At 67.5% G+C, this 25,261-nt stretch carries 19 protein-coding genes and 1 pseudogene; 7 read left to right on the top strand and 13 right to left on the bottom strand.

What is annotated here, in order from left to right:
* Position 1: 1 nt before the first annotated feature.
* Genes CQY20_RS09180 through CQY20_RS09160 form a run of 5 tightly spaced genes read left to right on the top strand, consistent with a single transcriptional unit; the run spans position 2 to position 13,198 of the window.
* Positions 2 to 1,573 (top strand): coiled-coil domain-containing protein, encoded by a 1,572-nt coding sequence (locus CQY20_RS09180; RefSeq protein ID WP_097939772.1) that lies wholly within the window; start codon positions 2 to 4, stop codon positions 1,571 to 1,573.
* Positions 1,574 to 1,586: 13 nt separating this feature from the next.
* Positions 1,587 to 2,498 (top strand): hypothetical protein, encoded by a 912-nt coding sequence (locus CQY20_RS09175; protein ID WP_097939771.1) that lies wholly within the window; start codon positions 1,587 to 1,589, stop codon positions 2,496 to 2,498.
* Positions 2,495 to 4,111 (top strand): hypothetical protein, encoded by a 1,617-nt coding sequence (locus CQY20_RS09170; RefSeq protein ID WP_097939770.1) that lies wholly within the window; start codon positions 2,495 to 2,497, stop codon positions 4,109 to 4,111. Before CQY20_RS09175 ends, CQY20_RS09170 begins: the two co-directional genes overlap by 4 nt.
* On the top strand, positions 4,111 to 7,389 hold the full coding sequence (locus tag CQY20_RS09165; protein ID WP_097939769.1) for a hypothetical protein: 3,279 nt from the start codon (positions 4,111 to 4,113) through the stop codon (positions 7,387 to 7,389). Before CQY20_RS09170 ends, CQY20_RS09165 begins: the two co-directional genes overlap by 1 nt.
* 7 nt (positions 7,390 to 7,396) lie before the next feature.
* Positions 7,397 to 13,198, top strand: a complete 5,802-nt coding sequence (locus tag CQY20_RS09160) for an RHS repeat protein (protein WP_097939768.1) — start codon at positions 7,397 to 7,399, stop codon at positions 13,196 to 13,198.
* A gap of 24 nt (positions 13,199 to 13,222) precedes the next feature.
* Here the strand turns inward: CQY20_RS09160 and CQY20_RS09155 are convergent.
* Positions 13,223 to 14,195: pseudogene (locus CQY20_RS09155) on the bottom strand (aminotransferase class V-fold PLP-dependent enzyme).
* A 5-nt stretch (positions 14,196 to 14,200) separates the two neighbouring features.
* Positions 14,201 to 14,509: a DUF4229 domain-containing protein gene (locus CQY20_RS09150; protein ID WP_097939767.1), complete on the bottom strand. Its 309-nt coding sequence runs from the start codon at positions 14,507 to 14,509 to the stop codon at positions 14,201 to 14,203.
* 50 nt (positions 14,510 to 14,559) lie between these two features.
* On the opposite strand from CQY20_RS09150, the gene CQY20_RS34780 reads away from it, so the two are divergent.
* On the top strand, positions 14,560 to 14,724 hold the full coding sequence (locus CQY20_RS34780; RefSeq protein ID WP_097939865.1) for a hypothetical protein: 165 nt from the start codon (positions 14,560 to 14,562) through the stop codon (positions 14,722 to 14,724).
* A gap of 9 nt (positions 14,725 to 14,733) precedes the next feature.
* On the opposite strand, the gene CQY20_RS09140 is transcribed toward CQY20_RS34780, so the two are convergent.
* From CQY20_RS09140 to CQY20_RS09105, 8 genes are all read right to left on the bottom strand, one after another.
* The gene (locus tag CQY20_RS09140; protein WP_097939766.1) at positions 14,734 to 15,918 is read right to left on the bottom strand and encodes a MinD/ParA family ATP-binding protein; all 1,185 of its coding nucleotides are present in this window, start codon (positions 15,916 to 15,918) and stop codon (positions 14,734 to 14,736) included.
* A gap of 30 nt (positions 15,919 to 15,948) precedes the next feature.
* Complete coding sequence (ccsB, locus tag CQY20_RS09135) at positions 15,949 to 16,950, bottom strand: c-type cytochrome biogenesis protein CcsB (protein ID WP_097939765.1); 1,002 nt, start codon at positions 16,948 to 16,950, stop codon at positions 15,949 to 15,951.
* 75 nt (positions 16,951 to 17,025) lie between these two features.
* Positions 17,026 to 18,663, bottom strand: a complete 1,638-nt coding sequence (gene resB / locus CQY20_RS09130; RefSeq protein ID WP_097939764.1) for a cytochrome c biogenesis protein ResB — start codon at positions 18,661 to 18,663, stop codon at positions 17,026 to 17,028.
* On the bottom strand, positions 18,660 to 19,484 hold the full coding sequence (locus CQY20_RS09125; protein WP_097939763.1) for a cytochrome c biogenesis CcdA family protein: 825 nt from the start codon (positions 19,482 to 19,484) through the stop codon (positions 18,660 to 18,662). The genes resB and CQY20_RS09125 overlap by 4 nt, the downstream gene beginning before the upstream one ends.
* Positions 19,481 to 20,077: a TlpA disulfide reductase family protein gene (locus CQY20_RS09120; RefSeq protein WP_097939762.1), complete on the bottom strand. Its 597-nt coding sequence runs from the start codon at positions 20,075 to 20,077 to the stop codon at positions 19,481 to 19,483. Before CQY20_RS09120 ends, CQY20_RS09125 begins: the two co-directional genes overlap by 4 nt.
* On the bottom strand, positions 20,074 to 20,682 hold the full coding sequence (locus CQY20_RS09115; RefSeq protein ID WP_097939761.1) for a histidine phosphatase family protein: 609 nt from the start codon (positions 20,680 to 20,682) through the stop codon (positions 20,074 to 20,076). Before CQY20_RS09115 ends, CQY20_RS09120 begins: the two co-directional genes overlap by 4 nt.
* Positions 20,679 to 21,977 (bottom strand): glutamate-1-semialdehyde 2,1-aminomutase, encoded by a 1,299-nt coding sequence (gene hemL, locus CQY20_RS09110; RefSeq protein WP_097939760.1) that lies wholly within the window; start codon positions 21,975 to 21,977, stop codon positions 20,679 to 20,681. The genes CQY20_RS09115 and hemL overlap by 4 nt, the downstream gene beginning before the upstream one ends.
* 130 nt (positions 21,978 to 22,107) lie before the next feature.
* Positions 22,108 to 22,491: a nitroreductase/quinone reductase family protein gene (locus tag CQY20_RS09105; protein WP_097939759.1), complete on the bottom strand. Its 384-nt coding sequence runs from the start codon at positions 22,489 to 22,491 to the stop codon at positions 22,108 to 22,110.
* Between the two features lie 21 nt (positions 22,492 to 22,512).
* Here CQY20_RS09105 and CQY20_RS09100 point away from each other — a divergent pair, with 21 nt between their 5' ends.
* Positions 22,513 to 22,893 (top strand): nitroreductase family deazaflavin-dependent oxidoreductase, encoded by a 381-nt coding sequence (locus CQY20_RS09100; protein ID WP_097939758.1) that lies wholly within the window; start codon positions 22,513 to 22,515, stop codon positions 22,891 to 22,893.
* A gap of 3 nt (positions 22,894 to 22,896) precedes the next feature.
* Here CQY20_RS09100 and CQY20_RS09095 read toward each other — a convergent pair whose 3' ends face one another.
* From CQY20_RS09095 to CQY20_RS09085, 3 genes are read right to left on the bottom strand one after another with little or no spacing between them, the layout of a single operon-like run.
* On the bottom strand, positions 22,897 to 23,292 hold the full coding sequence (locus tag CQY20_RS09095) for an NUDIX hydrolase (protein ID WP_097939757.1): 396 nt from the start codon (positions 23,290 to 23,292) through the stop codon (positions 22,897 to 22,899).
* Positions 23,289 to 24,635, bottom strand: coding sequence for a cytochrome P450 (locus tag CQY20_RS09090; RefSeq protein ID WP_097939756.1), 1,347 nt, complete (start codon positions 24,633 to 24,635; stop codon positions 23,289 to 23,291). Before CQY20_RS09090 ends, CQY20_RS09095 begins: the two co-directional genes overlap by 4 nt.
* On the bottom strand, positions 24,632 to 25,114 hold the full coding sequence (locus CQY20_RS09085; RefSeq protein WP_097939755.1) for a pyridoxamine 5'-phosphate oxidase family protein: 483 nt from the start codon (positions 25,112 to 25,114) through the stop codon (positions 24,632 to 24,634). The genes CQY20_RS09090 and CQY20_RS09085 overlap by 4 nt, the downstream gene beginning before the upstream one ends.
* Positions 25,115 to 25,261: the final 147 nt, after the last annotated feature.

The following is a 25,261-nucleotide window of genomic DNA, read 5'->3' as shown; positions in this document are numbered from 1 at the left end:
CATGGCCACCGTCGCCAACATCGACAGGCTGAAGGCACTGGTCGACCGCCTGGTGCCGCTGTCGTCGCGTGCGCGTGGCGAGGTGATCGCCGCCGACGACTGGAACACGGTCGTCGGTGCGCTGCTGGAGGTGGCCCGCGCCGTCGTGACCGACAGCGGCGCCGGCACCGCGGTGCCCGCACACGATCACCCCGACCAGGTTGCGCTCGGCTGGCTGGACCCACGGCTGCGCCAACTGATCGAACGAGGGCCGCTTGCCGATCCCGCGTCGACGGCGCGGGTGACCACGATCGAACGCCAAACCGCATTGTTGGGCCGGCAATTGGACGAGGTGTCGAATCGCGTTCGCGATCTTCGCGTCGCGACCAACCGACACGAGACCAACGACCTTGACCGCTCCTCGGCGATGACCCTGCTGTCGCGCACGGTGTCTGGCCTCAAGGATCCCCGCAACGAGATCGCCGATCTGCGCGCATCCCTGGACGCGGTCGGCGCCAACGTGTCCGCGGTGAGCGCGTTCGCCGCGGGCCTAGGTGATGTGACCCCGGCCGCGATGCTTGACGGTTTGAGGAAGATCGATCAGCTGCAGGAACGGCTCACCACTCCCACCGGCGCCCTGCTCGATGCCGCCGAGTTCGAACGCCGGTTGACCGAGCTTCGCACCACGCTGGTCACCGAAGATGAACTGACAGAGGCCATCAGGAGCAGGCCCGCACGACTGACCAACGCCGCGAAGGCGGCGCTGCTCGACGAGACGAAAGTCGCCGCGCAACGGCAGGCGGAAGCCAGCGCGGCGGCCCTCAACGAGACGCTGCGCAATCAGTTGACGGCGCGGATCAACGAGGTCGCGCAGTCCGCGGTGCAAGCCGCCAGGGAAGCCACCGCGGACTTCCGTGACGAACTCAAAACCGCGATAACCGAACAGTTGACGCAGGTGATCGAGCAGGGCCAGCGAGCGACCGAAGACCGGCTGAAGGCCAACATCGACGAGGCCAAGACCGTACTGCAGACAGCAGTCGACGAGCGCATCACCCGCTTCGAGGGCTCCGTCGACAACAGGGTGAGGGCCGCGATCAGAAACGCCGGGCCCGACATCCTCGCCGAATTGAACACGGCTCTCGAGGACCGATTGCGCGGGATCGACGATCGATTCACCGCGCTGAGCAACGGCATCAATGAGATGCGCACCGGACTCGCCTCTGCGACAACGGATCTTGCGGCCATACGGCAGAGCACCGCAAACGCAATCGAAACGGGGATCACCACGTTACGCACGGAAATCGCCACCGAGCGCGACCGCGTGAACAACGCCTTGGCCGACGTGCGCCGAGAGATCCCGCCGCCACGCCAGGGCATCACCCGCGAAGAGCTTCTCACCGAGCTGGCGCGCAACAACGACACACTTCGGTCAGAAATCCAGACCAGGGTCACCTCGAGTGTTCGAACGCAGCTGGAGGAGAGCTTGGCCGGCCACCTCGAGTTGGTCGTCCCGAGAGAGGAAGGTCCGGTGTTACATCTTGAGCCCGGCCAACGCTTCGTGCTGCGGCGGGTGAACCCTGGCGGACCGTCCTGACAGCGCCACGTCCATGCTCGCTGATTTCGAATCCCGCCTCGCCGACGTGCTCGGCAGCCGGTTGACGGGCGCGCTGGCCGGCCGCGTGTTCGTGACTCCAGGGCCGACAGCCACCGACCGGACCGCGCTGCTGGTCGGCGTGCACAAAGTCGAGGCGATCGAGCAGACCTTCGGCGCTGCGCGCAGACCGGAGCAGGTGCCCGGTGCTTCCGATCCCCGCAGGGTGGTCCGGCTGCGATGCGTCGTCCGCATCGAGGTCCGCCCCGGCGACGACGACACGCGGGCACAGATCATGGCGGCGGTGGACACGCTGCTCTACGAGCTCGACGCGCCGGAGCTGCGAACCGCGAGTGCTCTCAGCGCACCGGGCGATCCCGGTTTCCTGCTGGACACAGCGCTTCTCGATGCGGCGTTTATCGAACCAGAAATCAATGGCGACAACGGTCTTCCCGCCGTCGAGCTCCGCGCGGAAGGCTGGTTCTGGCCGCGCAACACGCCCGGCATCACTGGCGTGCCGATCGTGGCCGCGCTGGTGCGCACTGCGACGCTACCGATCGGACTGCAACCGTGGCCACTGTTGATCCGTGCCGGCGACCCGGCCCTTCCGCTGACCGTCTTGGTCGGCGCTGCGGGCACCGGCAGGCTGACCGGTGACACACCGACCGTGAGCCCGTTCGGCGAACTCGCCCTGCGCATCGTCGACGCGGGCGGCCGGCCGGGAGCGGGCACGCTGTCGGGGGGCTCGGCGGGACCGGACGGTGCCCGATTGGTCACCGTCAGCGACGATTCCGCCGCCGTCACGTACCAACCCCCCGCCGCGCCCGCAGCCGATCAACTGGTGGTGTACGTCGCCCGCGCCGACACCGGCGCCGGTCCGGCGGTTGGCCTCGAGCTCGCCCGATTTCCGTTGGCGGTGACCGCATGAAGTCCGCACCCGGGGCGGCGCCAGACGTCCTCACGTTGCTCGCCGCGACGAACCAGTCGGTGCGGCTCGACACCGCGACGGTGGCCGCGCCCGCCTTCGTTGCCGGACTGCAGGCCGTTGCCATCCGCATTGCTCCCCCACTGGTCGATGTGCCCGCCGATGGCGTGGAGTTCCCCTTCGACTGGGGGGCGGACACACCGGGAACCGATCGAGTCGAGTTGGCGCCGGTGGTCATTGACATGCAGGCGGACTCGGCGTCGAACTTCGGCGGCTATCTGATGGGTGAGCTTGCCGCGCAACCCACCGACGGCGGCTTGAGCGTCAGCATTCCGGGCGGACGCCACGTCCGCGCACTGACCCTCACCGACCTGACGTCGGAAAATATCGTCTTCCGCAACAAGCAGCAGTTGGAGGCCGCGGGCCGTCGGCTGACCGTCAGCGTGCGCGATCCGCGCGGAGGTTGGGCCGCGCCGACAATGTCGGTTCCCGCCGTGGCGCGACGAGGCGCGATACCGCCGACGCTCACCGGGGCAAGCCTCGCCGACGGAGTGCTGCGGCTGCCGGATCTGACCGGACCGATTCGCATCGCGATCGTCGGAGGTGACACCCCTGAAGAATTCAGTCCGAAAGCCCTCACTGTGGGCACGGTGATCGGCTGGGCCGCACCAACTCCCGTGGATCTCACGCTGACCGGTCCCGACGGCGCCACGTTGTGGAACTTCCCTGGCGCGCTTCCCGACGGGACCAGGCAGGCACCTGACGTCACGGTCGCGGTGTCCGCCGCCGTGGAGGCGCTCCGCACCGCGGGCAAACCCATCACCGGCAGCCTGGCGCTGCACAGCAAGTTCCCGTGCAAGGTTCGGTTCGCGGTCACGTCCGTTCAAGGTGATCTGATCCGCGAACTCGCAGGCACCACAACGGTCGAACTGGCGGGTGAGCCGGTTGCACTGCCGCTTGTCAGGCCCCTGCCGCCAGGGAGACCCGGCGCGGCGATCGCTGATGTCAAGGTGACCTATCGCGGAAAACGGTTGGCGGACATATCCGATCCACTCCCCCCACCTGGCCCGCACCGCGGAGTGGTCGTGCGTTCGGATCGGGTTCTGCGGGCATTGCCGCCGCAGGCTCTGCGCGGCGAGCATGTCAGCCGGATCGGACTCGTCGGCTACTGCCCGCAGCCGACGGCTCTCTTGGTGCGCGTGGTGCCAGCGGCTGCAACGGCGAAGTCCGCGGCCGACCTGGCACCGATCGGCACACCGGGCACAGCCATGGTCGACGCCGCGGCCGCCACGGGAGTGATCTGGGTGGACTTACCCGAACCGATACACGTCGATCAGCCGGTCGCGATCGAGGTGAGTGCAGGCACCGGCACTCTGTTCTGGGTCGCCGATCCGGATCCCTTGATCCGCGTCGTGGTGTTGGATCCCGATCCCGGCCGCAGGCCGATCGTCCTCGGCGCCGTCACGCTGCTGACCGTCGACGAGCCGGCCATCAGCGTCGCACGCGCCTCGCTTCCCACGGCACCCTTCGCCGACACCACGCCGCTGCTGGCGAGCGCACTGTTCTGCACCGTCGAAATCTCCGACGGCCAACTGCGTTACCCGCGGGGGGCATAGTGGTCAGCTTCGAAGCAGAGATCAACGCCTTGGACTTCGCCGAGATAGACGCCGCACTGTCCCGCGCCCGCGCCGCGATCAGGCAGGCTCAAGAGCTGTCATTGACGGGTCTGAACCCGGCGGCACTGCTCGGTGATCTGGGCGCCGCGATGAGCGCCGTCGGCGACGTCAAACTGGACGCGGCGACGGTCAACCAGTTGGGCGGCCGAGCGGTCGAGGCACTCGGCACGTTGATCGAGCCGCCGGCCCTTGCCGAGATCGAACAGATCGTCGGTGGGTTGGACAGACTCACCGAACGGCTTTCCGTGCTGGCGACCGTGTTCAGCGGCGGCGGTGACGGCAAACAGGTCCTCGACCGGGTATTCGCCGCGCTGAGCGGATCGCTCGACTTGGACAGTCTGCTCTCCGAGATCACCGACCGCGCCGCGAGAGCCTTCGAGATCACCATCGGTGACGAATACTCAGGATTACTGCGGTCGCTGACCGCGCTTGCCACCAATCCGCAACCCGGCCAACTGCTCGAAATTCTCGGCTCGGTATTCACCGGTCTCGACATCGCCGCAGCCGGCGAACTGGTCAGCGCTGCGGAGGCAGTGCTCGGCATGGTGAGCGGCGCCGGGGACGCCGACCCCCTTCAGACCGCTGTCGACGCCGTAGCGCTCCGCCTGGCTGCCGGATATCAGTTGATGGACGCGCCGAACGTGGATGTGACCGCGCTTCAGAAGGCGATCGACGACATCGGCGAAGCCGTCGACCTTGTCGGCTCAGAGCTGCCACGATTCGTCTCCGGCCTCAAGGCCGACCTACGCACTGCTGCAACGACACTGGCCGATCTCGACCTGGCCGCATCGCTTGACGAGATGCTCGGTGAGCTGCCCCTACCCGGTGAGGACATCCCGCGCCAACTGGTCGAGTCATTGGAAGGAATGGCCGACTTTCTTGAGCAGGTCACAGGCAACGCAGTGACCACGACCATCGCCGCCATGAAAGACGAACTGCTTGCGACGGCCGGGCTGGATCAACTGGCCGACCTGCTCTCCATCTTGGATCGAGTATTCGACGAGGCCGACGAACTACTCGATCAATTACCGGTGCGGCAGTTGCGCGACGACGCCGTCGCGGCGCTGGTCACCGCCCAGCAGAAGGTGCTGTCTTTCGACGGACTCAACTTCCTCGACGATGCGGTCACCCCTATCCGGCTCTTGGACAACACGATTCGCGATCTCGATACGACCGCCGTGACCGGTGCGGTCGACGCCGTGAAACAGCAACTCGAGGGGCTGCTCGCGGCGGTCGACGTGAGTCCTGTGCGTGAGGCCGTCGATGCGGTCGTCGAGCCGCTCGGCGAAATCGTCGACCGCTTGGTGCCCTTCGTTCAAGGGGTGGCTGCCGAGCTCGGCCAGCTCATCGACGAGTTGACCAGCATCGACTTCGACGCCGCAGGAGCGGCCACCCTCGACTTGCTCAGCGGGATCCGCGCCCAAGTCGCCGAGGCGGTCGGTGGTAGCGACGTACCCGAGCCGGTCAAAGCCGCCGTCGCGGCAGCCGCGGCGGTACTACGGCAAATGGACCTCGCAGCGAAAATAACAGTCCCATTTGATAATTCGATCGCCCTGATCGATGTCTCGGCCTTGCTGGAGCCGATCGAAGGCACCTGGCGCGTCGCCGGTGACGCGTTGGCCAAGACGACGCCCGCCGCCCTCATCGCCGAACTGGACCCGCCATTCGAGGAGCTGCTCGAGGCGCTTGACCGGGTGGGCCTGCAACAGATCCTCGACGCGGCACAGCGGATGTTCGACGATCTGGTGGCCGAACTCAGACAGCTCGATCCCCGCGCGCTCCTCGCACCTCTCGAAATCCGGTTCCAAAAACTCATCTCCGAGTTGACCGAAGCGCTTGATCCCGCGCCGCTCTTTGCGCCACTGCGCGCGGCTTATCAAAGCCTTCATTCCCTGCTCGACGAAATCGACGTCACCCAAACGCTCCACAGCATCCTGACGGGTCTCGCCGACATGCCCCACCAGATGACCACGCGGCTGGCCGACCGACTGCAGACAGGTCTCTCGGGTACGACGCCCGCCCCGGCGCCTGCCGACGGCTTCCTGCTCGGCGACGTTCTACGGCCCCTCGCGTTGTTCCTCGACGAGGTCCGTGGTCGGCTGTCGGACTTCGGCGCAACGGTCACCGGCCCTGCGCTGGCCGAGCTGGCCGCAGCAAGCCGCGGATTGCGCGCACTGACCGATCCCGACCACGGTTTTGCGGTCCGGCTGGGCGACGCCCTGGAGAAGAGGCTGGGCTGGCTCGACCCGAACGCCGGCCGCGGGCCACTCGCGCAGCTGCGGACGGATCTCGAGTCGTTTCAAATGGCCGTGCAGACAATCGATGTCGACGCGGGCGCACGGGCGCAGCTGAACACCGCGGCGGCCAACGTGCAATTCGACGCCAGGATCCATGCCCAAGTGGACGCCGATGTTGCGGGGCCGGCGGAGATACTGCGCAGCACGGCGGATTCGAACGCACTCGGACGCAGCCTGAGGATGCTCACACGCGCGCTCGATGCAGCACTGCCTGCCGAGCTGCTCACGACCGGGCTCGACCCCACCACCGCCACCGACGCCTTCCTCGACGCCGTCTTCGCCCGGATCGATCCCAGTGACCTGGCGAATGAGTTGGACGCCATCGGCGCCAGAATCGAAACGCGGTTCGTCGCCCTCGCAGAGGAGTTCGCCAACGGTTTGTTCCTGTTGGTCGATGCGGTCTTCACCAGCATCCAGCCGCTCATGCCGGACAGCATCATCGCCCGGTTGCAGGACGGGATCGACCGCGTGCTGGAACATTTCACCGCGTTCGACCCCGGTCCACTGGAAGAGGAGGTGCGCGCCCTCATCAACGCCGCAGTCTCATTGCTTGCGGTTCACTCGCCTGCGGCGCTCGCCGCAGAACTCGCTGCTGTCTTCGACAGCTGCATTGACCGGATCCGAGCGCAGTCGCCGGCCGCCCTCTTCGCAGACGCCGACCCCTTCACACCGATCAAGGCACAGCTCGAGACGATGAAGCCGAGCGTTGTCCTCGCGCCGTTGGCCACCAAGACGGCGAATTTCAGCGTCGCACTGGACACCATCGCCAACATCGACCTGAACTTCGCGATCACCGCCGTCGAGGAGCTCAAGCAAGCCTTCGCGGCCGTGCGCGACGGCGTCGAACGAGAGTGGAACGCCCTGCTAGACGAGCTGTCCCGAATTTCGGCGGGTGCTTCGGTGAACATCAACGTGGGATGAGACAGAGATGACGACCACGGATCAACGGGCTACGCAGCGAGCGACCCAAGTCACACTCGATGACCCGGCCCGCGGGCGGCGACGACTATGGCGCGACGCGGCCGGACACACCGTCGGTATCGAAATGGCCGACGGCACCGAGCTCATCGTGCACCGTGACGAGGATGCAGGCTACCTCGGTGTGGTCACCGGCGAAGGAACGCCGCTCATCGAGCTGACGACTCCAGTCACCATTCCGGCGGCCCTGCGCGCCTTCGGCCTCTCACCCTCACAAGCCGCGCAGGTCGACAGGACTCATCGGTTGGAGGTGACCGATGCGACCGGCATCGCCACCCGAACCGAGCTGTGCGAGCGCAGCATTCGCATCGAGCGCGAGAGCGCGGTTCTTCGGATCGATGCCGACGACGACGGCCGACCACGACGAGTGAGCGCTCCCGGCTTCGACGACTTGGTCTGTGCCTGGGCAGACGGACGCTGGCAGCTGAGCCGGCTGAACGGCCCCACGCTGCTCACCGTCACCGAATCGCCAGATCAAACCCAGTTCGCCGTCGACCGCGCCGCCGTTCCATCACGCTGCTGGAGCGAAATCGCCCTCGACTGTCGTCAGCGGTGGATCGACCAAGATGAAACACCGGTCGTCGACACCGATTTGGATGTGGCAGGCAGAGTCAGTCGTCGGACGTGGCACGGTGGACGGGTCGTCGAGTACACCCGCGACAAGCGCGGACGGCTTACCGGTTGGACCGAGCACGACGCGAGTACTTCGCAGTCGACCCAACACGCTCGCCAATACACGGGCAACGAATTGAGCGCAATGGTTACCGACGGCATACGCACTGTCGTGCGCACCGATGCCGGTGCCCGGATCCGCAAACTGATCGGGCCGATGCATACCGTGCGCTATGAGTACGACAGAAACGGCAGACGCGTGACCCGGACCTGTCGCGAACACGTCACAAGTTACCGATACGACCCCCTGGGTCAACTCACCTCGGTGACCACACCCGACAGCACCGTCGAATACGGTTGGGACGGAATCGGTCGACGGATTTCATTGACGGTGAACGGCATCGGCTATCACGAACATCGCGACACGACCGGCCGGCTGTGGTCGGTCACCACGACAGCGGGCGACCCCGTCTGCCGTTTCCTGTGGTGGAACGGACGGGCGATTGCCCGATGCGACGCCGATGACGCCATCGACGAGATCTACCTCACCGACCCGTTGGGCAGCCTGCTCGGCGTGGCCAACGCCGAAACGGGGTGGCGATTCCGCGACGCGCTGCAACCACCGTTCGGCCACGTCGAAGTCGGCGTCGGTTGGCGCCCAACGTTGTTCGGACACATCGCCGACGGCAACACACCGCTGATCTGCTTCGGCGCCCGCGAACTCGACCCGGAAACCGGCGGCTTCCTCACCCCGGACCCGTGGCACGGCGAAGCTGACGATCCCCGTCGCCTGTCCGGCCAGCCCGCCGCTGGTCTGCCGCAGGAGGCCCCGTCCAACATGATTCACGCATACGCGCTGAGTCATTACGACCCCCTGACCCGTCCCGACCATGACGGGCACTTCGCCGGGTGGAACTTCTTCCTGACACTGCTGCTGGGCCCGACATGGGGTGCGACCCTGACCTCCCTGTCACTGTTCCTGTTCGCCCCACTCAACTTCTACGGCGAAGTCATCGGGCTCTTCGGCTACTTCGGCGGTCGGCACGCCTGGCCGCAGCACTCGATCTTCGGTCTGCGCGGGGCGACGGGAAGCGCTCGGCTCGGCACCATGGGGCTGGCGCTGAACGGCTTCGTACCAAGGGGTTTTGCGGGGATCGGGGGTGATCGATGCATCACCATCGGCCACGTGGCGTGGGAGAGCAGACATTACTTCCGCCAGCTGGACCGACCCCGGGTGCTCGAACTCGATGACATCGGGGGGACACCCAAGGCCGACGGGACGCCCAGCCTCGACACCCGCCGGTTCGCATTCGTTGCCCGTTCCTCAATCCTTGTCATCACCGGCACAAGCGACGGGCGTAAGAGGGTGTACGCCTGCTGGTGGACACGCGGACCCGGCAACGCGGTCGGCGTTCGCCCCACCGGGCAGACCTTCGAGGACCATGCCAAAGCCGGCGAGAAGCACGCGCGCGGCACCGTGTTTCTCGCCCATCCGCTGCCCGAGTCGATGCCCGCACCGACCTCCGGCGGCGATCGCGCCACGCTGACCGTGGACGAATACGGCGTCACCAGCGGGCAGATCAGCACCGCTGATCTTGTCCCCGAAGCGTGGTTCGCCGTGGATGTGCCAACTGATTCGGGCATCGCCAAAGGCACGGTGCTGGGCATCTCGGCCGGACCGCTCGCGGCGGCATACGGGACGGCACTCACCGTCGTGGCAGCGGCGGAGCCGGTCGCGATCCTCGACCACGAGCTGCCTGCCCGGTTCAAGAGCCGACCCGACCTGCGCGGCTCTGTCACCGTGCAGAAGCTCACCGTCTCGACACTTACCAGCAGCGGCTGGACGTTACGAGCGGCTGCCGCCAAACCGAACCAGATCGAGCTCGCCGCGCCCGCTCACCCGGTGTCAGTGGGAGACGTATACCGTTGTGCGCCAACCGGTGGTGGTGCGCCGGCCGAACGCCCGCACGCCTACACCGCTGTGGACTCGGTGTCGCTGGCCGTGACCGTAACACCCACTTTGGGTGGAACCGCGGTCGCGGGATCCACGCTCTACCGGCTGGCCCCCGACGGCACCGCTGCCAACGGCGCCTACACCGACCCGACGGGTAGCCCTACGCGGATCACCTTCTCCGGCAATCAACCTTTCGCCGTGGACGACCTGGTGCAGGTGACATCGGGGACGGACAGTCGGTACGGCCGTGTCACCGCCGTCGCCGAGGCCGTAGGGGCCGGACCGCCCGGACCCGGAGGGACCCCAGGGACACCCGCGGTAGACGCATCGATCACGCTCGACGAAGCGCCGAGCGGGTTGGCAGCCGGACGCGTCAAAGTCGCACGGCTCAAGGAGACCAACCGGGGAACCGACAAGGGCACCAACATAACTCAGACCGGTGACGTGCTCACCGCAACCGTTGCTTCGACGGCGCTGTTCGCGGCCAAACAGGCGGTGCTGATAGACGACTCACCGCGGCTGGTACGCGAAATCGCGGCGGTCGGAACGGTCGGCGTCGACACGGTCGACGAGCTCATCGGAGCCGGGCCGTTCACATTGACCAAATGCACCGCCGCGGGCCCCACGATCAACACCAGGCTGTCGTCGGCTCGATTTGTCAAACACACCGGGGGCGACAAGCCGAGTACCTATGGGACGTGGCCGAACGCGATCATGGGGCTGGTGCCGGCAATCCCGACGAGCGGGCCGGGCTTCACGGCCGACCGACAACCGAGTGGTTGGCGATTCTTCCTGCAGGCGAACCCGCGGCCCGCTGACATGCATCCGGATTTCGGCGACTACTGGGAGCCGGTCACGGTCGCCGGCGCCGATTACTGGCTGCTGGCGACCGAACTGAAGATCACCAAGAACGGCACCTCTCACTTCTGGGAGCCGGATGCCGACGACCATCCACGGCGGTACCGACAGGAGATCGCGCCCGACGCAAGCGGCGCCTTCAAGCTGGACGTACGCGGATTCGTCAAGACCGGAGTGACTCGCCCCGAGCCAGGAGGGGGGCCGGTCTTCGCATACCCTGCCGAAGCGCAGGTACCCGAAGGGCCCCGTACCAGGTTGACCCTTGCGGATTCACTGGCCGATCACGAACTCACCCATACGCTCCAAAACACTTGGTGGGGACCAATTCTGGGCGCATTACCGTTGCAAGGCGCGTTTCGGACCGTTCGAGATGTGCTGGTAGCCAACGGTAGAGATCGCAACGATGTCAAATGGATGGACTACCACCCGCTCGCGGACCTGGGCGCGGCCGGATTCGAAGACAGCAACTGGTTCGAGATCGCAAGCATCGGTGGATTGATGCAAATCATCTGGAGCTTCGTGATCCTCGGGCCCGCGCTGCCCGATGCCGACGCCCGCCGTGCGATTCTGTCGACGAACTTCGACGACTGGTCGAGCGTCTTCAACCCGGTGAACCAGGCCATCATCGACGCCATCCCCAAAGTGCAAGACGATGTGCCCCAGTCGAAAGACTGGAAAGTCGTGCTCGGACGGGCGCTGACTCGGGCGCTGGACATGAAAGCCTGGACGCCGTTCATGGGTTTCATCAAGCTGTTACTGCCCGACGGGCCGCGAAACTTCCTTGAACAACAGGCAAGTCGCAAGAGCGGCAACCTCTATTCCACTCTGCTGTCGGTCGACGACAAGTTCAACGCCCAACTGTCGGTCGCGGCGAACATGTCGAACGCCAACGTCACAGAACAACTCGGCGGCGCGGTGCGGCTGATGTCCTACGCCGACGGCTACCAGAGCCGTAACACCGCACTGGCAGCATGCGACGAGCCCGGCTCCCACCTACTGACCTTCAACGATTACTTCGATTTCGGTGCAAAGGCCGACATTGTGCAATTCGCACCCGCCGCCGACGCGTTGCTGCCCGAAGACCTCTACGAGCCGGTGAGCGCCACGGCGCCGGCACCGACCCCGCTGACGGTCGACGGCCCACCCGTGGGCGGCGCCGCCACGCTCACACAGCTCCTTCAGGTCCCCAAAAACACATTGATGCGGCCACGGCTGCGTGCGATTGTCCCGATCCCCCCGCGAGTATGGCAGGCCCTGGGCTGCTACCTGGTGCCTGCAAGTCCAGCGGTGTGGTCGGCGACCGCTCCCGACGCACTCGCGCACCCTGCCGACTCGGACGCGCACACCGCGGAGGCGACCATCACCGTCGAAAGCAAGGTCATGCTGGGGCCGGACGACGTGCCCTGGCAGATGCCCCCCGCAACGGGCGTCGCTCCCACGGGCCCGAAGATCGCCCGATTCATCACCGAAAAGCACGACCTGACCGTCGCAGGGCACAGCACCATCGGATGGCAAGCCGTCGGCGACAAGGGTGTCACGGTGACGCCCCGGCCCGCGGGCGGCGGATGGCAGCTCACCGTCGACAAGCCGTCTGCCGGGGTGACGCTGCCCACCGATGTACGGGTTCGGATCTGGGCTCCGGTCCGGCCGACCGACCCCACGCTGTTCGACCTCGACCATCCCGACGTCTCGACCCTGGCCGGCAGGCGCAGCTATCTCGACAAAGAGTTCTGGATCCCGGTGCGCGACTTTCTCGTCACCGTCACCGACCTGCCCGCACTGCCGGTCGGCGGCGGACCCGCCACAATGACCGCCAACGGCTCATTTGATCTGGATCTGCCGATCAAGGTCGCGGGCCCGCCGAGCATCGTCGTCGCCGGCACTGTGCTGCGCGCCAGTCGTGACAGCGACCGCCCGCCCCGCGGGGAGCGGTGGAAATTCACCGCTACCGGGGACCGGTTCGTCGAGGCGTCGCAAGTCGTCCATGTCGTCGTGCGCTTCGCGCCCGGTGTGGAACGCGCCTTCGACATCACCGTCAATCCGAACTTCACCCTCGATGCGGCCACCTTCGATGTGACACAAGCCGCCCCACTGGCACTGACCGTCACCGGCGGAACAGGACCGTTCACCGTCGTCGACCAACCGCCGAGCACCTCGCGCGCAACAGTCACGATCGCCGGAACCACCGCGACGGTGACCATCGCACCGCCGCCGCCTGTCCCCCCAGGCGGACCTGCGCCGCCGCCGGTTGCGCCGATCACCTGGAGGCTCAAGATCCGCGACAGCGCAGGCAATATCGGCGCCCGCACAATCACACTTCACCCTTGAGCGCAGGACGCCGCGGGGTGAGAGCTAGCGCAGCACGTCAAGCAGGCGGTCCAGGTCGTCGTCGGTGTTGTACAGGTGGAAGCCCACGCGGACGGCGCCTGCGCGGATCGAGGCGCGGATCCCCGCCTCGGCAAGTTGGTCGGCGGCCGCCGTCGGGATCGACACGATCGCCGAATTCCCTTGCGGCAGATCGAGTTCAGTGCGCAACCGGTTCGCGAGTCCCAGCGTGTGCGCCTCGACGGCCGCGCGGTCCAGCGACGCCAGCCACGGCAGCGTCAGCCCGCACCCGAGCGCGCTGAACCACGTCGGCGACACGTCGAACCGGCGCGCGTCGGCGGCCAGTCGCAGCGGCAGCCCGTAGATCGACTCCCACGGCTCCTCGCCGGCATACCAGTTGGCGGCGTGCGGGATCATTCGGCTGGCGACGCGGTCGCTCAACGACATCCACGCGGTGCCGCGCGGCGCCAGCAGCCACTTGTACGCGGCGGCGACGGTGATGTCGGCCCACGGCAGCGCGATGTTCTTCCAGCCGAGCGCCTGTGTGATGTCGAGGACGATCAGCGTGTCGGTGCCCGCAACGTTGGCCCGCAGCGCGTCGACGTCCAACACCGCGCCGGTGGCCGACTGCACCAGGCTGGCGGTGATCACGTCGTAGTCGGCGGCGGTCGCGACCAATTCGTCGGGACCGAGCTCGGTGATGCTGACGCCACGCACCTCTTGTGCGGCGAACGGAAAACTGGTGCTGGTGAATTCACCCGTCAACGTCGCGACCCGGGCGCCGTCGGGCACCGCGGCGGCCACCAGGCTCAGCGCCGCCGAGGCGCTCGCCGCCATCGCCACCGACTCGACCGGCGCACCCACCAGCGCCGGCCCGCCAGGCGCTCAGGCATTCCTGCAGCGCGTCGAACTCGAAGCTCGGCGGCAAACCGTACGTCGGCGTATTGAGGAACCCTTCGGCGCCAACGAATTCGGCGCCGAACGCCTCGCGCGTTCCCACCGCCGCTACTCCGCAGGCGGCTCTTCGCCGCGCAGCCGGGAGCGCAGCTGTTCGCGCTCGCGGCGCCTGCGCTCGTCGAACGCGGCGATGCTCGCGGTGGCGCGCCGGCGCAGCGGGGCGAACAGCCAGATGCCCAGCGGCAGCGCGATCACGATGGCGAACAGCAGCGCGACCACGAGCGGAAAGTCGCGGATGCCGAGCAGTCGTCCTCCGCCGAAGATCACTGCCGTGAGTGCGACGACGAGCAGCAGACGGGCCCCCATATACGCCAGTACGTCGATGACGAGGCGTGATCCAGATCGTGCTTCAGACACGGCCCGAGCCTACCGACGGCGCGTATATTGACTTGCAGGAGGTTTTTTGCGTGGCTTATTTGCTCCTCGTACTCGTCCTGGCCGGGCTGATCTACCTCGGCTGGCGGCTGACTAATGCCACGGCCAGCCGCCCGACGACGCGCACGATCGGCCCCGACGACGACCCAGAGTTCTTGCGCTCGCTCGGGAACAAGGACAATCCTCGTTCGAACTAGCCGCGCGGCCTAGAACAGGTCGTCGGGTACCCGTGTGCCCGGAAAACCGTCGGCAACCACCGCCGCGAGTTCGATCAGCGCGTCGCGGGTTTCGCGCCGCAGCCGTTCCAAGCTGATCTCCGCGCCTTCTTCCAAATGCGGGTCGAACGGCACCAGTCGCACCGCGCGGCAGCGGCGGGAGAAGTGGTCGACGACCTTCTGCATGTCGACCTTGCCTGACCTCGGCCGCACCGCGTTGATCACCGCGATCGAGTTCTTCACCATATCCTCGTGGCCGTGCGCGTCGAGCCAGTCCAGTGTCGCCGACGCGCTGCGCGCCCCGTCCACCGACCCGGAGCTGATCACGATCAGCACGTCGGCCTTGGCCAACACCGCCGACATTGCCGAGTGCATCAGCCCGGTGCCGCAGTCGGTGAGGACCAGGCTATAGAACCGTTCCAGCACGTCGAGCGTCCTGGTGTAGTCCTCGGCGCTGAACGCCTCGGACACCGCGGGGTCGCTTTCGGAGGCCAGCACCTCCAGCCTGCTCGGGCCTTGCGAGGTGTAGCTGCGGACGTCGCTGTAGCGCTCGATTCCCTCGGCGTCGCGCAGCAGATGCCGCACGGTCGCCGGCGTTTCCAGCGGCACCTTCTGGCTCAACGTGCCGCGGTCGGGGTTGGCGTCGACGGCCACCACGCGGTCGCCGCGGATCGAGGCGAACGTTGCGCCCAGCGTGGCGGTGATCGTCGTCTTGCCGACGCCGCCCTTCAGCGACAGCAGCGCGATCCGGTAGCAGCCCTGCAGCGGCCGGTTCACCTGCGCGAGCAAGTTGTTGTAGTGCACCACCTTCGGGCTCTCGCCCAGGTTGATCTGCTTGCCCGACAGCAGATACACCCAGCGCCGCCAGCCCGACGACGGCGGCCGCTTGATGTTGCGCAGCAGCGACGCCGTTGACAGCTCGGGGTAGGCCGGGACTTGATTGTGGCCCTGGTGCGGCGCTTCGGATGTTTGGGGGGTTTGGTGCAGCGGCGCCTGGTTCACCGGCTGGTCCAACGGTGCCTGCGGCGCCGGGGCCGGCTGCGGATCAGGCGTGCTGACGGGAAACCCGGTCGGCGGCGTGGGGTCGGTCCACTCCGGCGGTGGCGACACCTCCTGGGTCGCCGGATTGGTGAACCGCTGTTGCGACCGGAAGTCAGGCGACGGATGGTCAGACAACGGCTAGTCCCCTCTCATTGACATGCCGGCTCAGCCGACGCCGGCGTACGAGTGCAGGCCCACGGTGACAAGGTTGATGAAGAACAGGTTGAACACCATCGCGACGAAGCCGGCGACGTTGATCCACGCGGCTTTCTTGTCCCGCCATCCCGCCGTCGAGCGGGCGTGCAGATAGGCCGCGTAGACCACCCAGGCGATGAACGACACCGTCTCCTTGGGGTCCCACCCCCAGTAGCGGCCCCAGGCCTCCTCGGCCCAGATGGCGCCGAAGATGACGCCGAAGCCGAACACAGGAAACGCGAAAATCGTTGTGCGGTAGGCGATGCGGTCCAAAGTCTGGGCGTCGGGCAGGCGTGCGACGACGCGGGCGAGCCCGCCTTCGGCGTCCGGCGCGCCGAGCTTGGACATCTTGACCAGGAACAGGATGCTGGCCACACCGGCGACCAGGAAGACGCCGGAGCCGAGGCTGACCACCGACACGTGGATGGGCAGCCAGTAAGACTGCAGCGCAGGCATCACCGGCGCGGCGTTGGTGTAGAGCCACCGGCCCGACACCGTCAGCAGGATCAGCACCGGCACCAGCACGAACACCCACAGCGTGCGGTACTGCGGGCGGCGCAGCACGACGGCCGCCGCGACCAGACCCGAGAAGCAGGTCAGGTTGATGAACTCGTACATGTTGCCCCACGGCACCCGCGAGGTGGCCAGGCCGCGCAGCACGATGCACGCGAACAGCAGCGCGATTCCGGCGTACACCAGCAGCAGCCCCGACCGGCCGATGCGCTCGTCGAACGGGCGGTTGGGTGCGTCGACGACGACACCGGGCCTGTCGCTGTCGGCACTCACCGCGGCGGCGTCCGAGCCCGAGGGCGCGCCCGCCGCGATGAGTTCGCGGTCGGCGACCTTACGGCTGCGGGTGTAGGCGAGTTCGACGGCCAGGAACAGCAGGGCGACCACGAGCACGACGACCGACGACGTGAAGGCCCAGTCCGAATAACGGGCCAGCCCGATGTCGATGTGCTCGGTATTCATGCGCGATCCGCCTTCGCTTCTCGCTCGGTATTCATGCGCGATCCGCCTTCGCTTCTCGCTCGGTATTCATACTTCCTAGACCTTCTCCTTTGACAGCTGGGCCGGCTCGCTGTCGAGCCCGTCGAGTAGCCGCTGCGTCGACCGCTCGAACTCCTCACCCCAACCGGAGTTGTCGGTGCGAGCAAGCCCGCCCAGCTCGACGCTTACCGTACCCGCACCACCAGGGGTGATCCGAACCCAGACCCGGCGTCGTCGCACGATCAGCGACACCAGCAGCCCGGCCATCATCGTCATCGCGAAGACCAGCACCCAGACCTGCGCGGGGTCGTGGGAGACCTGCACGTTGATGAACGGCAGCGCGCCGTCGAAGCGGACCCGGGTGCCGTCGTCGAGGGTGGTCTCCTGCCCGGCCCGCAGGTTGACCCGCGCCGCCTTCGTCAGCCGGTTCTGCTCGATGAGTCGCGGGTCGAGGGAGAACAGCGACTGCGGGCGTCCGGTGTCGAGTCCGGCGTCGCCGCGATAGATGTCGATGGCGACCGCGGGGTTGTTCAGCGCCGGGAAGCTCGACGACAGCAGCGTGCCGTGCAACTGCTCCGTCGGCGCGAACAGGCCCTGGATGGCCAGCTGGTGTTTGCGGCGCTCCTCGGGGTCGGGGTAGGTGCCGCCGGGCGGGTCGAACCGCATCACGCCCGACGACAGCAGGGTGACCGGGTCGTCGGGGCGCCACTGCACGGTCTGCGTGCGGGTCTGCCCGTCGGGGAAGGTGACGGTGAAGGTCGGCGCGTAGCCGTGCCCCTGCAGGTAAATCCGGTCGCCGCCGACCCGCAGCGGCTCGTTGACCTTGAGGTGGTACGGCCGCCAGGTGTCGGTGTCGAGGTCGGCGCCGGCCTGGTAGTCGATGTTGGCGGCGAACGACAGCGCCTGGCCCGACGGCAGGTACTGCGCGTCGAAGTCGTTGACGCGCAGGCAGATCGGGGTCAGCGAGGTGCCGTCGACGGTGTTGCCTGCGCGGAACGAGTCGAATGCGGCAGGCGACGCCGAGCAGAACCCGGGTCCGCCGTCGGCGATCACGATGACGTTGCCCTCGTAGCCGAACAGCTTGCCCACGGCCACCGCGACGAGCAAGCCGAGCAGCGAGAAGTGAAAGACGATGTTGCCGAACTCGCGCAGATAGCCTTTCTCCGCGGAGATTTCGACGCCGTCGCCGTCTGCGCGGGTGACGCGACGCCAGCCGTTGAGCCGCTGCTCCGCAGCGGTGGCGACGGCGTCTTTGTCGGCGTGGATCTCGGCGGTGTGGTGCTTGGGCAGCCTGCTCAGATTGCGCGGCGCCGCAACGGGTGTGGCGCGCAGGCTTTTGATGTGTTCGACGAGTCGCGGAGCCAGGCAGCCGACCAGCGAGATGAACAGCAGCACATAGATCGCGGTGAACCAGAAGCTGGAGAACACATCGAAGGCCTCCAACCGGTCCAGCCACGGGCCGATCGTCGGGTGCTCGGCGATGTACTCCTCGACCTTGGCTTCGTTGAGGCTGCGTTGCGGCAGCAGGGCGCCCGGGATCGCGGCGAGCGCGAGCAGGAACAGCAGCACGAGCGCCGTGCCCATCGACGTCAGCGTGCGCCACGTGTTGCGCATCAGCGCGAGCAGACGCTTAGGTCCCGCCGCACCTGGCACTTTGCGGACCTTTGCGTCTGCTCGCGGGGAGGCGGAGGTCATATCGGCAGCCTCACGTCGCTGACGAACGCGTCGCGCACCCACGACACGAACTCGTTCCATACACCGGTCACCAGCGCGGCGCCGACGAGGATGAGCAGCACGCCGCCGAAGATCTGGATCTGACGAGTGTGGCGCCGCAGCCAGCCCAGCCCGCGCACGGCCCACGCTGAGCCAAAGGCCAACAGCACGAACGGAATTCCCAAGCCCAGGCAGTAGGCGATGACCAACAGCACACCGCGGGCCACGTTGGCGCCGTCGGTGGCCGAGGCGACCGCGATCACGCCGGTCAGCGTCGGGCCCAAGCATGGCGTCCAGCCCAGCGCGAACACCGCGCCCAGCAGCGGGGCGCCGCCGATTGTCGACAGTTGCCGCGGCGCGAAGCGGGTGTCGCGCTGCAGGGCCGGGATGAAGCCGACGAACACCAGGCCCATCAGGATCGTGATCACCCCGCCGATGCGCTGCAGCAGCACCTGATTGGTGATCAACGCGCCGGTCATGCCGAGCACCGCGACGGTGCCGAGCACGAACACCGCGGTGAAGCCGGCCACGAACAGCAGGGCCGCGCCGGCGACGCGGAGCCGCTGAGCCTTCGTCGAAACGGACGTTTTGGCGGGTTCTTCTCGCACTTTCTCGCCCAAATGTCGGTTTGGGCGTAAGGGGGTTTCGGGGTCGGCGCCGACGATGGCGGCCAGGTACGACAGATAGCCCGGCACCAGCGGCACCACGCACGGCGACGCGAACGACACCAGCCCGGCGAGCACGCTGACGCCCAGGGCCGCAAGAACCGGCCCCGCGGCGGCGATTTCGCCGAACCCGGTCATGTCTGCGAATCCGGTTCGGCGGTCAGGCGTTGCACGACCGGCTGCAGGTCCTCGGCGAGCAGTTCCCGCAGGAATACCGCCGCCACCCGGTGTTCGCGGTCGAGCACGATCGTCGACGGAATCACCGTCGTCGGGTACTTGCCGCCGAACGCGATCATCGTGCGCATCGACGGGTCGTAGATCGACGGGTAGGTGATCTTGCGGTCGACAACGAAATCGCGTGCGGCGTCACGGTTGTTGTCGCGCACGTCGATGCCGAGGAACGCGACGCCGTCGGCCTTGGTGGCGTCGTACACCTTCTGCAGCTGGGTGATCTCCGACCGGCAGGGCCCGCACCACTGCCCCCACACGTTGATCACCACGACCTTGCCCTTGAAGTCGTCCACCGACACGGTCTTGGCGGGGTCCATCAGGCTGGGGCCCGTCAATCGGCCTGGGGTGCCGCGGGTTTCGGGCGGGTCGTAGAAGATGTCGGTCTTGCCGCCGGGGGCGACGAACTCGAAGGTGCCGCCCTGGGCGACGGCGTCGTCACCGGTGGAGCATCCGACGAGCGCGACCAGCGCCGCGCCCGCGATGACGATCCACCGCTTCACTGCCCGGCCAGCTCCGAATAGCCCCAGCCGACGAAGGTGTCCCCGTGGAAGTAGAACGACGTCAGCGACGCCAGGTTGCAGAGGCGCCGAGTCGGGAAGTGATGCAACGGCTTTCCCGTGACGGCCCGGCGCAGTGTCTCCACCGGCAGTTGGTGGCTGACGCAGAGGGCCTCATGGCCTGCGGCCTTGGTCCGCGCCCGGTGCAGCGCAGCCGTCATCCGCGCGGCGATGTCACGGTAGGGCTCACCCCACGACGGTGTGCGCGGATTGCGCAGATGCCACCAGTTGCGCGGGTCGCGCAGCGCGCCGTCGCCGGGCGAGACCCGCTGGCCCTGGAAGATGTTCGTCGACTCGATCAGGTCTTCGTCGACGTCGATGGACAGGTTGTGCCGCTCGGCGATCGGTGTCGCGGTCTCCTGCGCGCGTTCCAGCGGCGACGCGACCACGTAGACGATGTCGCGGGCCGCCAACCAGTCGGCGACGGCCTCCGCCTGCGCGCGGCCCCGCTCCGACAGGTGGTAGTTGGGTAAGCGGCCGTAGAGGATCTTGTCCGGGTTGTGCACCTCGCCGTGCCGCATCACGTGCACGATCGTCTTGTCGCTCATGTCTGTTTGGCTTCCGCGGCGGCGCGGGCGGCGGCGGGCAGCGCGGCGGCGATGCGGTCGAACGCCTCGTCGTCGAGCGCAGCTGAGACGAACCACGTCTCGAACGCGCTGCACGGCGGGTAGACGCCCGCATCGAGCAGCGCGTGGAAGAATGCGGGATACCGCCAGGTCTCGCTTGCCTTCGCCGAGGCGAAGTCGGTCACCGGCGCGTCGGTGAAGAACACGCTGAACATGTTGCCCGCCCGCGAGATTCGATGCTTGACGCCTTCCGCCGACAACGCGCCGGCGATCAGCTCGGTGAGCCGGCCGGCGTTGGCGTCCAGCGTGGCGTAGACGGCGTCGTCGGCCGCCCGCAGCGTCGCCAATCCCGCAGCCATCGCGACCGGATTACCCGACAGCGTGCCCGCCTGATAGACGGGTCCGAGCGGGGCCAGCTTGTCCATCACCTCGGTGCGGCCGCCGAACGCCGCCGCGGGCAGCCCCCCGCTCATCACCTTGCCGAAGGTGAACAGGTCGGCGTCGACGGGATCAAGGCCGTACCAACCGGATCGGCTGACGCGGAAACCCGTCATCACCTCGTCGACGATGAGCAGCGCGCCGTGTTCGGCGGTGATGCGGCGTAGCTCGGCGTTGAAGCCGGGCTGCGGCGCGACGGTGCCCATATTGCCCGCTGCGGCCTCGGTGATGATCGCGGCGATCTCGTTGCCGAACTGGGTGAATGCCTCCTCGACGGCGGCAATGTCGTTGTAGGGCAGCACAATCGTGTCGGCGGTCGCGGCGCCGGTGACACCGGGCGACGACGGCAGCCCGAGCGTCGCGACACCGGAGCCCGCGTCGGCCAGCAGTGCGTCACTGTGGCCGTGATAGCAGCCGGCGAACTTGATGATCTTGGTGCGGCCGGTGTAGCCGCGGGCCAGCCGGATGGCACTCATGGTCGACTCGGTGCCGGAGTTGACCATCCTCAGCTTCTCGACGGGCCCGACCCGCGCGATGATCTCGCCGGCCAGTTCGCTCTCGGCCGGGGTGGGCGCGCCGAACGACAGCCCGCCCGCGGCGGCCTTCTGGACGGCCTCGACGACAGCCGGGTGGGCGTGGCCCAGGATCATCGGGCCCCACGAGGACACCAGGTCGATGTAGCGGTTGTCGTCGGCGTCGGTCAGCCAGTAGCCCGTGGCCGAGGTGATGAACCGCGGGGTGCCGCCCACGGCGGTGAACGCCCGCACCGGCGAGTTCACCCCGCCGGGGATGACGGCGCACGCGTCGGCGAAGAGCTTGGCGGAGACGTCGGTGGACATGGCTACCAGTGTTCCAGCAGGCCTCGCGGCGTCAACTACAGGGTGTAGTGGTATGGGTCTCGCCTCGTTTTTGCGCTGAGGGTCGTGCTGGCGGTCCGCTCGCGGCCCTGGCCGCAGAAACCAGGCGCTTTCAGCCCGGCGACAGCGCAAACGTCGGGTGATCGGCGTCGTCGGGCAGTTTCTTGAAGTAGTCCTCGACGACCTTGCCTGCCAGCGGCCGGTAGGCGGCGATGATCGGCGCTCGCTGTTCGACGGGGACCTCGCTGGCCACGTAGGCGGTGCCGTTGAGCTTGACGTGCGGGTCGGCGCGGACGTTCTTCACCCATTCCGCCTCGCCGCGGGTGGACACCAGGTACTTGACGCCGTCGACCTCGGGCACCACGACCGGGATCTGCTGCGGTTGTTTGCTGACGCGCCTGATCACGGTCAGCGTCTGGCTGTTGCCGACGCCGGTGGTCATCGCCACCTTGTTGATGATCTTGCGCACGAACCACGGCGGCTTGAGGTAGGCCATGGTGTTGAGTTTGATGGCGGTATGAAGCTGCCGCAATCGCTGGCCCGATTCAACCGGCATGTCACCAACCCGATCCAGCGGCTGTGGGCGGGGTTCGCACCGTGGATGGGCATCCTCGAGCACGTCGGCCGCAAATCCGGCAAGGCGTACCGGACGCCGCTGAACGTGTTTCCCACCGACGACGGCGTGGCGATTCTGCTGACCTACGGGCCGGACCGGGACTGGCTGAAGAACATCACCAAGGCGGGCCAGGCCCGGATGAAACGCGGGGGCAGGTACATCGAGCTGACCGACCCGCGGGTGGTGCCCAAGGCCGACGCGGCAGCGCGCGTGACGGGCATCTCGCGGGCGATCTTCCGGCGGCTGCCGTTCGAGTCGGCGGTGCTGCTGACTCGCCGCTAAGCATCAGCGCAGCAGGGCCAGCACCGCGTGCCGGGTCAGCGGCGCGAGTTCGATGTCGCCGGGCTTGTCGGGGTCGACCCACGCGAGCTCGTCGATCTCCGCCGTCGCGCGGGGCTCGCCGGTCAACTCCACTTCGAACACGTCGGCCGCCACCGTGTGCCCGGGTTCGTTGGCGGCCTCGGCGACGTGGCGGCCGAGCGCGCGGACGCTCAACGGGTCGGCGCGGACGCCGAGTTCTTCGGCGACCTCGCGGCGGACGGCGTCGACGGCCGACTCGCCGGGCATGATCTTGCCGCCCGGCTGCATGAACGCCGACGTCCCCCGCTTGCGCACGACGAGCATGCGGCCGTCGGCGTCGAGGATCACCGCCGCCGCGACGTGAATCACCGGGTCCGTCATCGTCGCGCCGTGACGTGTGCGCGGATCGGGCCCTTGGCGACGGTGGTGAACGGCACGTCGGTTGCGAATTCGGCGTCAATGGAACGGATCTCATGCGACCGGACGATGGTGGCCAGCGCCAGCGTCGTCTCAAGGCGCGCGAAGTGTTCGCCGATGCACGACCGCGCACCGCCCGCGAACGGAATGAACTGCCAGCGGTCGCGGGTCTTGGCGGCCTCCGGGCTGAACCGATCGGGGTTGAACGTCAGCGGTTGCGGCCAGTACTCCGGATCCCGGTGCACCGCATAGATTCCCACCAGGACGAGGCTGCCCGCCTCCACGCGATAGCCGTCCACAGCGATGTCGCGGACCGCCGTCCGGCCCACACCCGCGGCGGGCGGGCACAGCCGCAGCGCCTCGTGCAGCACCTGCACCGTGTAGCCCAGTTGCGGCACGTCCTCCGGCGTCAGTTCCCGGTTGATGCGGCCTGCCTCCTCGGCGACGCGGTGCTGCGCGTCGGGATGGTGACCGAGCACCCACAGCGCGTACGTCAACGCCGTCGCCGTCGTGTCGTGCCCGGCGAGCATGAAGATCAACAGGTCATTGACGATGTCGTCGTCGGAAATGGGTTGGCCCGTCGCGGGATCGGTGGCCCCGAGCAACGCGTGCACCAGCGGTGCGTCCAGGCTGGGGTCCGCGCGGCACGCCTGCAGCATCTCGTTGGTCACCTTGCGCATGGCCGCCACCGCGGCGCGCGCCCTGGCCCGGGCCGGCGTCGGCAACCACCGCGGCGCGCGCACCGGACGCAACGCACGGTCGGCGGTGTAGGAGGACGCGACGTGCATGTGTTCGGCGATCACGTCGTCGTGCTCGTTGAGATCCAGCCCGAGCACCGAACGGCCCAGCGATCGCATGGTGACCCGGCGGCTGTCGCGGTCGAGGTCGACTTCGCCGCGCTCCGGCCAACTTTCGCACAGCGCCTGCGCGGCACGCGACATCTGACCGCCGAAAGTGCGGACGTTCGGCTTGGTGAAGACCGGTTGCAGTGCACGCTTGCGCGGCAGCCACGGTTCGTTCGGCAGCACGAACAGACTGTCGCCGGCGAGGTGGCGCACTTCCTCGTGCACGGTGCAGCGTTCGGCGGCGGGGTCGTTACGGCCCAGCACGTCGCGAATCCCGTTCGGCGAGAACACCGCAACGATGGGCGGCACCGCCCACTTCGGTCCGAACTGGATGCGGGTGACGTGTCCGCCCGCGTCGCGCAGCACTTCCTGGCCTGCGTCGAGGTTGCGCACCGCCTTGACCAACTGGCCAAGCGACAGCGGGTTCTTCGGGGCCAGCGGCAACGCGGTGACGTCGGTCATGAGTGCCAGAGCAGCACCTCGCCTTCGCCTTTGGTCATCACGGTGCCGGGCATCACGCGCAGCCGGTACGGGCTCAGCCGAAGCACGGCGAACTGGTCCGACGTCGGGCCGTCGGCCCACTGCGGGATGATGGACGGGTCGTAGCCGACGGGCTCGGGGCCGTTGGCGAACTTGTCCCACACCGCTTTTCGGGTCTCGTCGTCGCTGTACCACTCGACGAGGCACTCGGCGCTGCAGGTGTCGTGGCTGGGCGCCCAATAGCTCAACGACATCTCCGGATGGACCGAGAGGTGCGCGCGCTTGACCGGGCTGGGCACGGTCGCGATCCAGCCGAGCAGGTCGGTGCCGTCCCACTCCCAGATCGGGTGCAGGATGCGGCTGCGCGGGCGCCCGTCGGCGTCGACGGTGGCCGCCGACGCCCACACGATCGAATGCGCCATCTTGATGAACGCGGGCGCGATCTGATCCAAAGGAGTCATCCCGGACCACCTTAGGGGAATGAGGCCGCGCCTAGTGGCGCGAGCAGACACAAAGGTCCGCCATCGCCTGGGGCGATTTCTGGGGGTGATTGCAACAGCCACCTTGTTGGAGGTTGTTGTGTATCTGAAGGCTTATCCCTGGATTAT

This window comes from Mycolicibacterium agri (genome assembly GCF_002553505.1).
GTDB lineage: Bacteria > Actinomycetota > Actinomycetes > Mycobacteriales > Mycobacteriaceae > Mycobacterium > Mycobacterium agri.
The sequence above is the reverse complement of the archived record's forward strand: the minus strand, read 5'-3'. Positions and strand labels throughout refer to the sequence as shown.

Bases quoted from the DNA above. Each gene is read 5' to 3' on its own strand.
- resB (WP_097939764.1), bottom strand. From the start codon at position 18,663: ATGACCTCCGCCTCCCCGCGAGCAGACGCAAAGGTCCGCAAAGTGCCA.
- hemL (WP_097939760.1), bottom strand. From the start codon at position 21,977: ATGTCCACCGACGTCTCCGCCAAGCTCTTCGCCGACGCGTGCGCCGTC.
- CQY20_RS09170 (WP_097939770.1), top strand. From the start codon at position 2,495: ATGAAGTCCGCACCCGGGGCGGCGCCAGACGTCCTCACGTTGCTCGCC.
- CQY20_RS09105 (WP_097939759.1), bottom strand. From the start codon at position 22,491: ATGGCCTACCTCAAGCCGCCGTGGTTCGTGCGCAAGATCATCAACAAG.
- CQY20_RS09125 (WP_097939763.1), bottom strand. From the start codon at position 19,484: ATGACCGGGTTCGGCGAAATCGCCGCCGCGGGGCCGGTTCTTGCGGCC.
- CQY20_RS09180 (WP_097939772.1), top strand. From the start codon at position 2: ATGGCCACCGTCGCCAACATCGACAGGCTGAAGGCACTGGTCGACCGC.
- CQY20_RS09175 (WP_097939771.1), top strand. From the start codon at position 1,587: ATGCTCGCTGATTTCGAATCCCGCCTCGCCGACGTGCTCGGCAGCCGG.
- CQY20_RS09115 (WP_097939761.1), bottom strand. From the start codon at position 20,682: ATGAGCGACAAGACGATCGTGCACGTGATGCGGCACGGCGAGGTGCAC.
- CQY20_RS09100 (WP_097939758.1), top strand. From the start codon at position 22,513: ATGAAGCTGCCGCAATCGCTGGCCCGATTCAACCGGCATGTCACCAAC.
- CQY20_RS09160 (WP_097939768.1), top strand. From the start codon at position 7,397: ATGACGACCACGGATCAACGGGCTACGCAGCGAGCGACCCAAGTCACA.
- CQY20_RS09085 (WP_097939755.1), bottom strand. From the start codon at position 25,114: ATGACTCCTTTGGATCAGATCGCGCCCGCGTTCATCAAGATGGCGCAT.
- CQY20_RS09090 (WP_097939756.1), bottom strand. From the start codon at position 24,635: ATGACCGACGTCACCGCGTTGCCGCTGGCCCCGAAGAACCCGCTGTCG.
- CQY20_RS09095 (WP_097939757.1), bottom strand. From the start codon at position 23,292: ATGACGGACCCGGTGATTCACGTCGCGGCGGCGGTGATCCTCGACGCC.
- ccsB (WP_097939765.1), bottom strand. From the start codon at position 16,950: ATGAATACCGAGCACATCGACATCGGGCTGGCCCGTTATTCGGACTGG.